Genomic DNA, 12,184 nt, shown 5'->3' on the forward strand with positions numbered 1-12,184 from the left:
TAAATGCTGGATTATACCGAGAAAAGTGCAGATAAATTAAAAGAAAAAAAATTATATCTTCTGGATATGGATGGAACAATTTATAATGAAAATCAAATTTTTGATGGAACTTTAGAATTTCTTGCTGAAATTGAAAGAAGAGGTGGAAAATATATATTTATTACGAATAATTCCTCAAAGTCTGTGGAAGATTATGTACAAAAAGTTCAGAAAATGGGAATTAAAGCAGACTACGAAAATTTTTACACATCCAGTCAGGCAACGGCTATGTATTTAAAAGAAAATTATCCAAATCAGGTGGTTTACTGCATGGGAACAGAGTCTTTGGTAAAAGAGCTTAGGGGAGCAGGAATAGAAGTTGTTACAGAAGCAGATGAGAGAGCAAGTGTTGTACTTCTAGGCTTTGATACAGAGAATACATCTGAAAAAATTCGTAATACTTGTATTATGCTGGGAAGAGATGTGGCATATTTGGCAACAAATCCGGATCTTGTTTGTCCGGTGAGTTTTGGTTATATTCCCGATTGTGGTTCTATGAGTATTATGTTGAAAAATGCCACAGGAAAAGAACCATTTTTTATTGGCAAACCAGAGCCGATTATGGTGAACTGTGTATTAAAAAAATTAAATTACACAACACAAGAAGCAGTAATCATTGGCGACAGATTGTATACGGATATTAAAACAGGAGAAAATGCCGGTGTAGATACAATCTGTGTGTTATCAGGAGAAGCCACCATGGAGGATATCTTACAGGGAGAGGTAAAGCCAAATTATATTTTCAAAAGTGTAAAGGAAATATATGAAGGACTGGCAGAGGAAACAGGACTATGAAGTATAAAAATATAAAACAGGGAATTTTTAAAAACCGTCCAAATCGGTTTATTGCCTATGTGGAAATAGATGGGAAAGAAGAGATTTGTCATGTAAAAAATACAGGGCGTTGTCGGGAATTATTAGTTCCCGGCGCCCTTGTTTTTTTGGAGGAAAGTGATAATCCTAAGCGGAAAACGAAGTATGATTTAATAGCAGTGGAAAAAGGAAATCGCCTTATTAATATGGACTCACAAATGCCGAATAAAGTTGTGGAGGAATGGCTGAAGGAGGGAAATCTCTTTGGATTGGAAGCAAAGGTACGCCATGAAGTTGTCTACGGAAATTCACGATTTGATTTATATATAGAAAGTGGAGAGAGAAAAATTTTCATGGAAGTAAAGGGTGTTACTTTGGAAGAAAATAATGTTGTAAGATTTCCTGACGCACCTACACAAAGAGGGGTGAAACATATCCATGAACTGGTAAAATGTATGGAAGATGGATATGAGGCATATCTTATGTTTGTTATCCAAATGGAAGATGTATCTTATTTCGAACCGAATTGCAAAACACATCCAGAATTTGCTCAGGCATTGGAAAATGCAGAAAAAGCAGGTGTTCACATCCTTGCATACGATTGTATTGTAAGAAAAGACTTGATAAATCTTGCAAAACCTGTTAGGGTTTATTTAGAGTAAAAATATACTGAAAACAGAAAATAACAGGAGCAAATATGTTAGAACAGATTGTAGAACCTTTGCTAATCTGGTATGAGAAAAATAAGAGAAGCTTACCTTGGAGGGAGGATCCCACCCCTTATCATGTATGGATTTCAGAGATTATGCTTCAGCAGACTAGGGTAGAAGCAGTGAAGGGTTATTATGCAAGATTTATAGATGCATTACCTGAAATTGAAGATTTAGCAGTGTGTCCGGAAGAGAAATTATTAAAGCTTTGGGAAGGACTTGGGTATTATAATCGGGTAAAAAATATGCAGAAGGCAGCCAGAGAAGTGATGGAATTGTATGGTGGAAAACTGCCTGCAGATTATGATAAATTATTAGGGCTTTCCGGAATTGGAAGTTATACGGCAGGAGCAGTTGCATCGATTGCTTTTGGAATTTCAAAGCCTGCGGTGGATGGTAATGTACTTCGTGTAATTACCAGAATTACAGAGAATTCTTCTGATATTTTGAAGCAGTCTACAAAGAGAGAAATGGAAAAATGTTTAGAAAAAATTATGCCTGTGCATGCTCCTGGCGCTTTTAATCAGAGCTTAATGGAGCTGGGAGCAACAGTATGTGTGCCGAATGGTATGGCGAAATGCGAGTGCTGTCCCGTAGCAGAATTTTGCATGGCAAGAGCCCATGATACAGTTTTGGAATATCCGAAAAAGACAGCGAAAAAACCCAGAAAGATAGAAGAAAAAACCATATTGATTATTCAAAACGGACAGGAATTTGCTATACAAAAACGTCCTGAAAATGGACTTTTAGCAGGGCTTTATGAGCTTCCAAACAGATCTGGATATCTGACACAGGAAGAGGCTGTCCGCTGTGTGGAAGACATGAAATTGATGCCTGTTTATATTAAGGAAGCAGGAAGCTCAAAGCATATTTTTTCTCATGTAGAATGGCACATGAAAGGATATCTTGTAAAAGTGGCATCTACGGAAGAAAAGCAGGTGGGAAAACTGATATTTGTCGATAAAAAAAATTCGAAAAAGAAATATCCCATTCCATCTGCGTTTTCAGCATATAGAAAGTACATTGAGGAGGACTTTTAAATGAAGTTATTATCCATTACTGTGCCTTGTTACAATTCACAGGATTATATGAGAAATTGTGTAGACTCTCTTTTAGAGGGTGGAGATTTAGTGGAAATTTTAATTGTTGATGATGGTTCTAAGGATGACACAGCGAAAATTGCAGATGAGTATGCTGCCCGTTATCCGAATATTGTAAAGGCAATTCATCAGGAGAATGGAGGACATGGAGAGGCTGTAAATGCCGGACTTCGAAATGCTACAGGTTTTTACTTTAAAGTTGTAGACAGTGATGACTGGGTAAATAAAGAAGCTTACCATGAAATTCTTGACAAGCTTCGGGAAATGCTTGCAGGACCGGAAACCTTGGATATGATGATTAGTAACTTTGTGTATGAAAAGCAGGGTGCTAAACATAAAAAGGTGATGAAATATAAAAACTATATGCCGGAAGGTAAAATTTTTACATGGAAAGAAATGGGCAGGATGCCTATTGGAAAGTATATTTTAATGCATTCTGTTATTTATAGAACAGAGCTTTTAAGGGAATGTAAATTAGAACTGCCAAAGCATACTTTTTATGTAGATAATATTTTTGTATATAAACCATTGCCGTATGTAAAAAACATGTGCTATATGGACGTGAATTTTTATCGCTATTTTATTGGAAGAAACGATCAGTCTGTCAATGAAGAAGTTATGATTCGCCGTATCGATCAGCAGCTTTTGGTAAACCGACTGATGATTGATATTATTTCAGAAGAGAAAATTACAGATAAAAATACACGTAGATATATGCTGAAATATCTGGATATTATTATGGCTGTATCTTCTATTATGTTAATTCGTTCCGGTACAGAAGAAAATCTGGAAAAGAAGAAAGAACTTTGGAGATATTTAAAAAATGCAGATATTCATATTTACAGAAAGTTGTATATGAGTATTTTAGGAAGAGGCGTAAATCTTCCGGGAGGAAGTGGCAGACGACTTTCTGTTGCTCTATATAAAGTAGCACAAAAATTTTATGGATTTAATTAGTTTCCTAAGGTAACAAAAAAGGCTATCCCTTTAAACATTATTCTAAAATATTTATACATCTTTAGCGAATTTGTCGGGACGCTTTGAGATTATAAGCTCAAAGTGAGCGCAGACGGAACATAAAATGTATAAATATTTGGAATAAGTATTAAAGTGACAGCCTCTTTTTATACTCTTACAGGCTTTTTTTCCTGTACAACTCTGGGCTTATAAAAAAGCTGAAAACAAACGATATTAAGAGCTATAGCAGCAATAACGTCCACCAGTGTATGTTGTTTTAAGAATACAGTTGCCATAACAATCAGTACGGTTAAAAGTGCAGTACCTGTTAGGAACACTTTGTGCTTCTGAAAAGCTTTATGATGAAAAATAGCAATACAGCATGCAATCGAGTTAAATACATGAATGCTGGGCAAAATATTGGTTGGAGTATCAATTGCATAGAGATACTGTACCAATTGAATAAAAATACTGTTCCCGGTTAATTCAGGTCTCAAATCCTGTCCATTGGGATAAACAAGAGAAACAAGAATAAACAATGTCATTCCGACTCCCAATGTTAAGATAAATTGCCAGTATTCTTGCTTATTTTTATTGATAAAAGCAAAATAAAATACCGTTACGGCAACATATCCAAACCAGAGAAGATAGGGAACAATAAAGTATTCACAGAAAGGGATATAATCATCAATTTTCATGTGAATGATATTAATAGGAACCTTACGCTGCTCTACGTATTGGAATGCAAGCAGATATAAGATGCCATAAATGGGGATGATTAAAGTATGTTTATATTTTTTTAGAAATTCCAAAATTTCACCTCGCATTCGTTCAGAATAGTCATATCAATCTTTGTGCTATTATAGCACAGCAGAAAGGGGATAACAACGTAGTTTACACTTGTTTAATAAATTAAAGAATATGTTTATTTTATTAGAAAAAAATTAAAAAATTCTGTATTTTAACCTTCTTTTATTGGGATAAAACTGTCAAAAATGATGGAGTCAAAATAGTATTTTTGTTTTTTAAATACAGCAGAGGAGCGTACAGTCCATGCGAAAACAGGGGTTTTATAAATGTATTTTTGCAAAAGAAAACTGATATTATGCTGATCTTTATAACAATAAGAAATAAAGTCTGGTTTTCCTAAAAAATTCAGTAGGAGATATTTTACAAGGAAACTTAAAAAATATCCTCCTTCTGCAACCGGCCGTGTCAGATTAGCAGAAAGTTGTCCTCTGATGATTTCCTTTCTGTTTTTCTTATACCAGCGAAGTGCAAGCGGATTGAAAGACTCAATACAATATTTACCGGAATAGGTCTGAAGTAATTCATCTGCTAAACGGCAGGTCAGTGTTTTTACTGTTGGAAGTTTAATCTCAACCAGTAGAGGAACCTGCCCTTTTACAAGATCTAAAACATCCTGAAAAAGGGGGATTTTTTCAGCGGAATTCATAAGTGTGAATTTTTGTAGTTCTTCATAGGTAAGTTCACAGACAGGTAAATCAATTCCGCACATACGTGTCAAAGTGTGGTCGTGAAAAACAACAATTTTATTATCTTTTGTTCTTTGAATATCAAGCTCAATACCATAACCATGACGAACTGCTTCCTGAAAAGCTTTCATAGAATTTTCAGGAATACGTTGGTCGGGGGTAAATAATCCTCTGTGTGCATACAGACAGTGACAAAATGCTTTAGTTTCTTTTTTTCTGGTAAAGCGCGGCAGAGTCCCTAAAATATAGATGCACAACATAAGAATAATGATCATAAGTATTTTTTCCATATTTTTCACCTGTTTCTTATTTAAGAATAACGTTAATCTGTTTCTGCGAAGACTGCAAGGTTAACTGGTCTGCTACTCCCATAGACTCTCCATCGCAGTGGATGGGAAGAGGAGCTTTGCTGGAAATATCTATTCTCTGGCATTTTGTAAGAGTAACACCGCCAAAATGTCCATGTTTTCCCAGAAAGGCAGTAGGGAAAAGCGCTAATATTTTAAGCTTCGATAGCTTTCCAATGATACAGATGTCCAGCAAATTGTCTTGAAAGTTTGCCTCAGGACAAAATTTCACACCGCCTCCTTCATAGGGCATATTCATTCCTGTAATGAAAAAGAATTTTGTCAGGGAATTAATTTCTTTTTTATCCATGCGAATAGACACAGAACATCCTTTATATTGGATTAGCAGCTTTAATGCAATTAATACATAGGTCAGTTTCCCCAGATGTATTTTATTCATTGCCTTTTTTAAGGGGGAAACCATTACATTACGGCAGATATCTGCATCATAGCCAATACCGCTGCTTACAAGAAAATAACGGGAATTTTCCTGTGTTCGGGCAAGACCTATATCCACGGCAGTACATTGGGAAGGTGATAAAATAGCATTTATACATTGTTCCACATCGCAAGAGATATTTAAAGCTCTTGCAAAATCGTTTCCGGAACCGGTGGGGATATATCCCAGTGTAACATGAGAAAACTCTGTTTGTGCCAGTCCGTTTATTACTTCGTTTAAAGTGCCGTCACCGCCTAATACGCTAAGTGTACAAGGGCGGGACAGATGTGCAATCTGCCCGGCAAGTTTTTGTGCATGTCCGGTGTATTCTGTGAAACGGGCTTCGTAAGAAACTTCCCGTTCCTTCAAAATGGCCTCAGCTTTCTTCCAGATTGACATGCCATATCCAGATTTTGAATGAGGATTTATTATAAAGTAATACATGTATTTTTACCTGCTTTTTCTTTTGTTTTGGTTACATTGTAGCAGTTTCACGTTGAGAGGACAAGAAAAATATGATAAACTGAATTTGAAAGAAAATTTATTCAGAAAGGTAGGCTTCAATATGATAAATAATGAATATGTAACATTTACAATTGGAAAGAAAAAAAATATAGCATTGATTGCCCATGATAATGAAAAACCGAAGCTTATTCAGTGGTGTAAAGAAAATTATGATATTTTGAAAAAACATAATTTATATGGAACAGGCACAACTTCCAGATTGATCGCAGATAAAGCAGGACTTTGTATAAAAGGGTATAACAGTGGACCTCTTGGAGGAGATCAGCAGATTGGAGCCAAGATTGTAGAAGGTGTTATTGATTTTATTGTATTCTTTTCAGATCCTTTGACTGCACAGCCTCATGATCCTGATGTAAAAGCACTGATGCGTATTGCACAGGTGTATGACATTCCTATGGCAGTGAATAAAGCTACAGCGGATTTTATGATTAAGTCTATTTATATGGATACAGAATATGACCACGAAGTTATTAATTTTAATAAAAATGTAGAGGACAGAGCAGAGTCTATGTAAATAAGTGCATAATAAGAAGATTTATAGATTTTCAGATTAAGACGGAAACCTATAAATCTTCTTTTTTTTGTTTTAGTAGGATGCGGGACCGGATACAATCCAGGTGCTGTAACCTGATTTTCGAAGTGCCTGCTCCATTTTCACTGCGTTGGAAAGGTTCTTAAATGCGCCTACCTGAACTTTAAACAGGCCATCTTCGTATAGCAGGAAGGCAGGATATCCCTGATCCTGTAAGGTATAAAGCATGTTATTGGCATGTTCTCTGTTACGGAAACTGCCTGTTTGTACACGGTAGAAATTATCTTGATTTTCTGTCTGATTTTCTAAAGCTTCCTCATCTAAAGTCCCTAAAACCGCAGAAGAAATCGCCTGTGCAATTTCAGAAAACTGTGTATCAAAACGTTCATTATCCGCATCTGTATTTAAAAATCCTGTTTCAATTAAAACAGCAGGCATTTTTGTCCGTCTAAGAACTACAAGACCTGGACGTGCCTTTACACCGATTTCGCGAAAACCCAGTTCTCCCAAAGCCCCGTTGATATTTTCTGCCATATCCAGTTTTTGACCTGATTTATCATATACTAAAGTTTCCACACCTTCATATTGGTTGGACTCAGGACTGGAATTGCGGTGGAAGGAAATAAAAAAATCAGCACCGGCTTCATTGGCAAGAGTCGCTTTTTCAAAAGGCGTCTGATAGATATCAGTGGTACGAGTGTATACAACATCAATGCCATTTTGAGATAAAATATTACCTACTGCCAATGCTAAATCCAGATTGTCATCTTTTTCTTTTCTGCCATTATAAGTAGCACCAAAATCGGCGCCCCCATGTCCGGCATCAATTACAACTTTATAAGCCATGTAAAACTCCTTATAAGTCTTTCTATTTAAGATATACATATCCTGGAAAAAGGTGAAAAATTATAAAAAAAATATAAAATAACTTGACATAGAAAAAATATATGTTACAATCATATCGTTAAAAAAATAACGTTAAAAAAATAACAAGAATTTAAGGAGGAAGCAACATGGCAAGATTTACATTACCAAGAGATTTATATTGGGGAAAAGGTTCTCTGGAAAACCTGAAGACATTACAGGGTAAAAAAGCTGTACTGGTTTTAGGCGGCGGTTCCATGAAACGCTTCGGATTTGTTGATAAAGCAGTAGAATATTTAAAAGAAGCAGGTATTGAAACAAAATTATTTGAAAATGTAGAGCCGGATCCATCAGTAGAAACAGTTATGAAAGGTGCAGAGTTTATGCGAGAGTTTGAGCCGGACTGGATTATTGCTATGGGTGGAGGTTCTCCTATTGATGCAGCAAAGGCAATGTGGGTGTTTTATGAGTATCCGGAGTGTACTTTTGAAGAAATTCTCACACCATTTAGTTTTCCGGAACTTCGTAAAAAAGCAAAATTCTGTGCAATTCCATCTACATCAGGTACGGCCACAGAAGTAACAGCATTTTCTGTTATTACAGATTATGCCAAGGGAATTAAGTATCCTCTGGCTGACTTTAATATTACACCGGATGTAGCGATTGTAGATCCGGAACTGGCGGAGACAATGCCAAAGCACTTAGTTGCATATACAGGTATGGATGCTTTGACACATGCCATTGAAGCTTATGTTTCTACTTTACACGGAACATTTACAGACCCTCTGGCATTAAAGGCAATTCAGATTGTTAATGATGAACTTACAAAATCTTATGATGGAAATATGGCAAGCAGAGAAGAAATGCACTATGGTCAGTGTCTGGCAGGAATGGCATTTTCCAATGCGCTCCTGGGAATTGTACACTCTATGGCGCATAAAACAGGAGCTGCTTTCTCAACAGGACATATTACACATGGTCTTGCAAATGCAATGTATCTGCCTTATGTTATTAAATACAATGCAAAAGAAGCAGAAGCAAAGAAGCGTTATGAGACAATCGCCGCCTATTTGGGACTGGAAGCCAGCGTGGATGCACTGTGTAACAGAATTGTAGAGTTAAATAACTACATGGGAATTCCAAATACATTAAAAGAGTTTGGTATTAAAGAAGACGAATTTAAAGAAAAAATCAGTGAAATTGCAAAAAATGCAGTAGGAGATGCTTGTACAGGTTCTAACCCAAGAAGCATTGACCCTGAGACAATGGAAAAATTGTTTACTTATATCTATGATGGAAAAGAAGTAGATTTTTAATTTCAGAGGAAATTGCGTCCTACGAAATTAAAAATGCTCCGCGAGGATGCGCAAGCTCGCGAAAATGAAATTATCACTTTGTGAACCGCTCGCGCGCGGAGATTGTGATATTGCACAATCTCTTTAAATTAAATAAGAATTGATTTTTAAACCGGAAGTGCTTAGAATAGTAGAGGTTGTAAAGAAATTTACAAAGACAGGAGAATGAAAATGAAGAATTTGACAGAAGGAAATCCTGTAAAGCTGATGCTGTCCTTTGCGCTTCCGGTTTGCATTGGGAATATTTTTCAGTTGTTCTACAGTCTGGCAGACACCAGAATTGTGGGAAGTGTTTTAGGGGCAAATTCTTTGGCAGCAGTTGGAGCAACCACTGCTATCAGTACCTTACTTATCGGCTTTTTACAGGGACTTACCAATGGATTTGCAATTATTGCTGCCCGCAGCTTCGGGGCAAAAAGATGGGAAGAGCTTAGAAAGGCAGCGGCGGGAACATTGCTTCTTGGCGGTGCAACCACAGCGGCGATTATGCTGCCTGTGCTTTTGGGACTGAAAGGAATTTTAAGATTACTGAATGTTCCCGATGAGTTATTGCAGGAGGCTTATGGGTATATTTTTATTGTGTTGGCCGGTATGATGATTACTATGCTTTATAATGCATGTGCCGGGATATTAAGAGCTATCGGTGATACTACAGCACCGTTGATATTCTTAATATGTGCTGCCTTTTTAAATGTAGGCCTTGATATTTTGTTTATGGCAGTGTTGCCTTTAGGGGTTCAGGGAGCTGCTCTTGGAACTGTCCTTGCACAGCTGGTTTCCGTGATTTTGTGTTTCTTTTATATATGGAAGAAATATCCGGTGTTTCATTTGAAAAAAGAAGATTTTCGTTTGGAAATCAGTTTGGTAAAACAAATGTATACATCAGGAATGTCTATGGGAATGATGATGTCTCTGGTGTTTTTTGGAACGTTGGCACTTCAATGTGCTATTAACACCTTCGGTACAGAGATTATTGTAGCACACACTGCAGCAAGAAAGGTTTCAGAACTTTATTTTTTACCTATTTCTGTTATGGGAATGACAATGGCAACTTTCTGTGGACAGAATTTTGGGGCAGGGAAATATGACAGAATGAGGAATGGAATAAAAAATGCACTTTTTATTACATGGGGGTGGAGTGTATTGGTTATTTTCATGAGCTACACAGTTGCTCCGTTTTTTGTTTCTATGGTAACAGGAAGTCATGAGAAAATTGTCATTGATACTGCTGTTTTGTATCTGAAAATAAATGCGCCTTTTTATTTTCTGGCAGCGGGAATTAGCATTTTCAGAAATGCCCTTCAGGCGGCGGGAGACCACAAAACACCGGTTATTTCCAGCTTTATTGAGCTTTTGGGAAAGGTATTAATTGCAGCGCTTTTAAGCCCTGTACTAGAATACATGGGAATTATTATTGCAGAGCCTGTGATATGGATTTTAATGATTATACCATTGGTGGTGAAACTTGTGAAAAATCCGGTATTTCGGAAAGGATATGTAGAATAGAATTAGTTTATAGTATAAAAGGTCAAAGCATGAAAATTGTTTTGATCTTTTATTTTTTATGAAATAAAATATTGGGAATGAAAAATACAAGGTTCAGCCAAAATTTTATGGGTAAAATCTTTTAACAGCGGTTGGACTATGTTAGAATAAAGGAGAAAGAGTATGGATAAGAAAAATATTGTACCATTAAAAGAGCTAAACCTTACAGATCGCTTTTTATTTGATGAAGTCATGAACGTGTCTGTGAGGTGAAAAGAAGTGAAGAAATCGGGGTGAAATATATGCAGGCATGGGAAGAAAAATATTATGAAAGAGAAGAGGGTAGGGAAGAAGGCAGAGAAGAAGGGATTAGGGCAAAATTAAAGGAACTTGTAGGAAAAAAGTTGAAAAAAGGAAAAACAGCAGAAGAAATCGCAGATATGTTGGAGGAAGACCCTCAAATTATAAAAGCGTTGATAAAAGAAATAGAAAAAGAAGGGAGAAGCTGATGGACTTTTGTATACAGGATAATGAGATTTATTATATAAATGAAAACGGAGAGAAGGCAGCAGAAGTAACGTTTCCAAGCATTGATGCAGATACGGTGGAGATTAATCATACCTTTGTGTCACAGTCTCTTCGTGGAACAGGTATGGCGGGAAAATTGATGCAGACAGCAGCAGAGGAAATTTCCAGACAGGGGAAAAGGGCAGTGCTTACCTGTTCTTATGCTATAAATTGGTTTGAGCATCATGAAGAATTTCAGGATATAATACGGAAGTAAACGGAGGAATAATTAAATTTGAAAAATATGTGAAATGTGCATTTTCCACTTTTCCCGAACATGAAAAAGTGATAGAATTTATACCAATGACAATTTTTAAAGAAAAGGATAAGGGTATGAAAACAGGAAAAACAAAGGAAGACAGAAAGAAAAAATGGGATAATTTCTGGTATTATTATAAATACCATGTATTGATTGGTGCTTTTGCATTATTTTGTATTATTACTTTTGCAAAAGATATGTTGGAAAAAGTTTCCTATGATTATGAAATTGGATTTTTAGGCAATTACTCTATGGTGGAAGAAGACAAAAGAAAAATAGAAGAATGGTTTACTGAAAATGCCAAGGATTTAAATAAAGATGGGGAAGTTCATGTGCAGATTAATGATTATTTTATCCCATCAGAAGGAGACAAAGGCTATGACCCTCAGATGGTTATGGCGGGGCAGACAAAGTTTACAGTAGATGTGCAGAGCGCAACAAGTATGGTTTATTTTGTAAGTGAAAAAAGCTACGAGAAATTCAAAGAAATGGAAGTTTTTCCTGAAGATGAAAGTCAGTTAATCGAAGTGAAAAACTGTAAAGCTTTTAAGGAATTGGGAAGTCCTGCATCTTTACAGGATATGTATATTACCATGCGTATTTTGCCGGAAGTAGCGGACAATGAAAAAGGGGAAGAAGCACAGAAATATTATGAAGAAAGTGAAAAGCTTGTAAAGAAATTTATCGGGGAGTGAG

Annotated in this window: 14 protein-coding genes; 10 read left to right on the forward strand and 4 right to left on the reverse strand. The window is 36.3% G+C overall.

Annotated features, from left to right (window positions below; genetic code table 11):
- Nucleotides 1–3: 3 nt before the first annotated feature.
- Genes BQ7352_RS08560 through BQ7352_RS08575 form a run of 4 tightly spaced genes read left to right on the forward strand, consistent with a single transcriptional unit; the run spans nucleotide 4 to nucleotide 3,619 of the window.
- Nucleotides 4–834, forward strand: a complete 831-nt coding sequence (locus BQ7352_RS08560; protein ID WP_072448765.1) for an HAD-IIA family hydrolase — start codon at nucleotides 4–6, stop codon at nucleotides 832–834.
- The gene (gene sfsA, locus BQ7352_RS08565; protein ID WP_072448767.1) at nucleotides 831–1,514 is read left to right on the forward strand and encodes a DNA/RNA nuclease SfsA; all 684 of its coding nucleotides are present in this window, start codon (nucleotides 831–833) and stop codon (nucleotides 1,512–1,514) included. The genes BQ7352_RS08560 and sfsA overlap by 4 nt, the downstream gene beginning before the upstream one ends.
- 35 nt (nucleotides 1,515–1,549) lie before the next feature.
- Nucleotides 1,550–2,602, forward strand: coding sequence for an A/G-specific adenine glycosylase (gene mutY / locus BQ7352_RS08570; protein ID WP_072448770.1), 1,053 nt, complete (start codon nucleotides 1,550–1,552; stop codon nucleotides 2,600–2,602).
- A complete protein-coding gene (locus BQ7352_RS08575) occupies nucleotides 2,603–3,619 on the forward strand; it encodes a glycosyltransferase family 2 protein (RefSeq protein WP_072448773.1) in 1,017 nt (338 codons plus the stop codon).
- 167 nt (nucleotides 3,620–3,786) lie between these two features.
- Here the strand turns inward: BQ7352_RS08575 and BQ7352_RS08580 are convergent, their stop codons facing one another.
- The 3 genes from BQ7352_RS08580 to BQ7352_RS08590 all read right to left on the reverse strand — a co-directional run bounded on the left by BQ7352_RS08580 (nucleotide 3,787) and on the right by BQ7352_RS08590 (nucleotide 6,345).
- Entirely contained in the window at nucleotides 3,787–4,431 is a 645-nt protein-coding gene (locus tag BQ7352_RS08580) for a phosphatase PAP2 family protein (RefSeq protein WP_242948564.1), read from the reverse strand.
- Between the two features lie 149 nt (nucleotides 4,432–4,580).
- Complete coding sequence (locus tag BQ7352_RS08585; RefSeq protein WP_072448777.1) at nucleotides 4,581–5,405, reverse strand: glycerophosphodiester phosphodiesterase family protein; 825 nt, start codon at nucleotides 5,403–5,405, stop codon at nucleotides 4,581–4,583.
- A 16-nt stretch (nucleotides 5,406–5,421) separates the two neighbouring features.
- Nucleotides 5,422–6,345, reverse strand: coding sequence for a diacylglycerol/lipid kinase family protein (locus tag BQ7352_RS08590; protein ID WP_072448779.1), 924 nt, complete (start codon nucleotides 6,343–6,345; stop codon nucleotides 5,422–5,424).
- 121 nt (nucleotides 6,346–6,466) lie between these two features.
- On the opposite strand from BQ7352_RS08590, the gene BQ7352_RS08595 reads away from it, so the two are divergent.
- Nucleotides 6,467–6,940, forward strand: a complete 474-nt coding sequence (locus BQ7352_RS08595) for a methylglyoxal synthase (RefSeq protein ID WP_072449815.1) — start codon at nucleotides 6,467–6,469, stop codon at nucleotides 6,938–6,940.
- 72 nt (nucleotides 6,941–7,012) lie between these two features.
- Here the strand turns inward: BQ7352_RS08595 and BQ7352_RS08600 are convergent, their stop codons facing one another.
- Nucleotides 7,013–7,804 (reverse strand): N-acetylmuramoyl-L-alanine amidase, encoded by a 792-nt coding sequence (locus BQ7352_RS08600; RefSeq protein ID WP_072448781.1) that lies wholly within the window; start codon nucleotides 7,802–7,804, stop codon nucleotides 7,013–7,015.
- A gap of 167 nt (nucleotides 7,805–7,971) precedes the next feature.
- Here BQ7352_RS08600 and BQ7352_RS08605 point away from each other — a divergent pair, with 167 nt between their 5' ends.
- From BQ7352_RS08605 to BQ7352_RS08625, 5 genes are all read left to right on the forward strand, one after another.
- Complete coding sequence (locus BQ7352_RS08605) at nucleotides 7,972–9,138, forward strand: iron-containing alcohol dehydrogenase (RefSeq protein ID WP_072448783.1); 1,167 nt, start codon at nucleotides 7,972–7,974, stop codon at nucleotides 9,136–9,138.
- A gap of 210 nt (nucleotides 9,139–9,348) precedes the next feature.
- Nucleotides 9,349–10,683 carry an MATE family efflux transporter gene (locus tag BQ7352_RS08610; RefSeq protein WP_072448785.1) on the forward strand — a complete coding sequence of 445 codons (1,335 nt, stop codon included), beginning with the start codon at nucleotides 9,349–9,351 and terminating at the stop codon, nucleotides 10,681–10,683.
- A 248-nt stretch (nucleotides 10,684–10,931) separates the two neighbouring features.
- Nucleotides 10,932–11,171: a hypothetical protein gene (locus tag BQ7352_RS08615; protein WP_242948565.1), complete on the forward strand. Its 240-nt coding sequence runs from the start codon at nucleotides 10,932–10,934 to the stop codon at nucleotides 11,169–11,171.
- Nucleotides 11,171–11,446 carry a GNAT family N-acetyltransferase gene (locus BQ7352_RS08620; protein ID WP_072448786.1) on the forward strand — a complete coding sequence of 92 codons (276 nt, stop codon included), beginning with the start codon at nucleotides 11,171–11,173 and terminating at the stop codon, nucleotides 11,444–11,446. Before BQ7352_RS08615 ends, BQ7352_RS08620 begins: the two co-directional genes overlap by 1 nt.
- A gap of 116 nt (nucleotides 11,447–11,562) precedes the next feature.
- Nucleotides 11,563–12,183 carry a hypothetical protein gene (locus tag BQ7352_RS08625; protein ID WP_072449816.1) on the forward strand — a complete coding sequence of 207 codons (621 nt, stop codon included), beginning with the start codon at nucleotides 11,563–11,565 and terminating at the stop codon, nucleotides 12,181–12,183.
- The last annotated feature ends 1 nt before the right edge of the window (nucleotide 12,184 follow it).

Source organism: Blautia sp. Marseille-P3201T (genome assembly GCF_900120295.1).
In the GTDB taxonomy this organism is placed as follows: domain Bacteria; phylum Bacillota; class Clostridia; order Lachnospirales; family Lachnospiraceae; genus Blautia.

Excerpts from the sequence above, each read along its gene's own strand:
- BQ7352_RS08620 (WP_072448786.1), top strand. The coding sequence starts at position 11,171 with ATGGACTTTTGTATACAGGATAATGAGATTTATTATATAAATGAAAAC.
- BQ7352_RS08625 (WP_072449816.1), top strand. The coding sequence starts at position 11,563 with ATGAAAACAGGAAAAACAAAGGAAGACAGAAAGAAAAAATGGGATAAT.
- BQ7352_RS08585 (WP_072448777.1), bottom strand. The coding sequence starts at position 5,405 with ATGGAAAAAATACTTATGATCATTATTCTTATGTTGTGCATCTATATT.
- BQ7352_RS08590 (WP_072448779.1), bottom strand. The coding sequence starts at position 6,345 with ATGTATTACTTTATAATAAATCCTCATTCAAAATCTGGATATGGCATG.
- BQ7352_RS08610 (WP_072448785.1), top strand. The coding sequence starts at position 9,349 with ATGAAGAATTTGACAGAAGGAAATCCTGTAAAGCTGATGCTGTCCTTT.
- mutY (WP_072448770.1), top strand. The coding sequence starts at position 1,550 with ATGTTAGAACAGATTGTAGAACCTTTGCTAATCTGGTATGAGAAAAAT.
- BQ7352_RS08595 (WP_072449815.1), top strand. The coding sequence starts at position 6,467 with ATGATAAATAATGAATATGTAACATTTACAATTGGAAAGAAAAAAAAT.
- BQ7352_RS08605 (WP_072448783.1), top strand. The coding sequence starts at position 7,972 with ATGGCAAGATTTACATTACCAAGAGATTTATATTGGGGAAAAGGTTCT.
- BQ7352_RS08600 (WP_072448781.1), bottom strand. The coding sequence starts at position 7,804 with ATGGCTTATAAAGTTGTAATTGATGCCGGACATGGGGGCGCCGATTTT.
- BQ7352_RS08575 (WP_072448773.1), top strand. The coding sequence starts at position 2,603 with ATGAAGTTATTATCCATTACTGTGCCTTGTTACAATTCACAGGATTAT.
- sfsA (WP_072448767.1), top strand. The coding sequence starts at position 831 with ATGAAGTATAAAAATATAAAACAGGGAATTTTTAAAAACCGTCCAAAT.
- BQ7352_RS08560 (WP_072448765.1), top strand. The coding sequence starts at position 4 with ATGCTGGATTATACCGAGAAAAGTGCAGATAAATTAAAAGAAAAAAAA.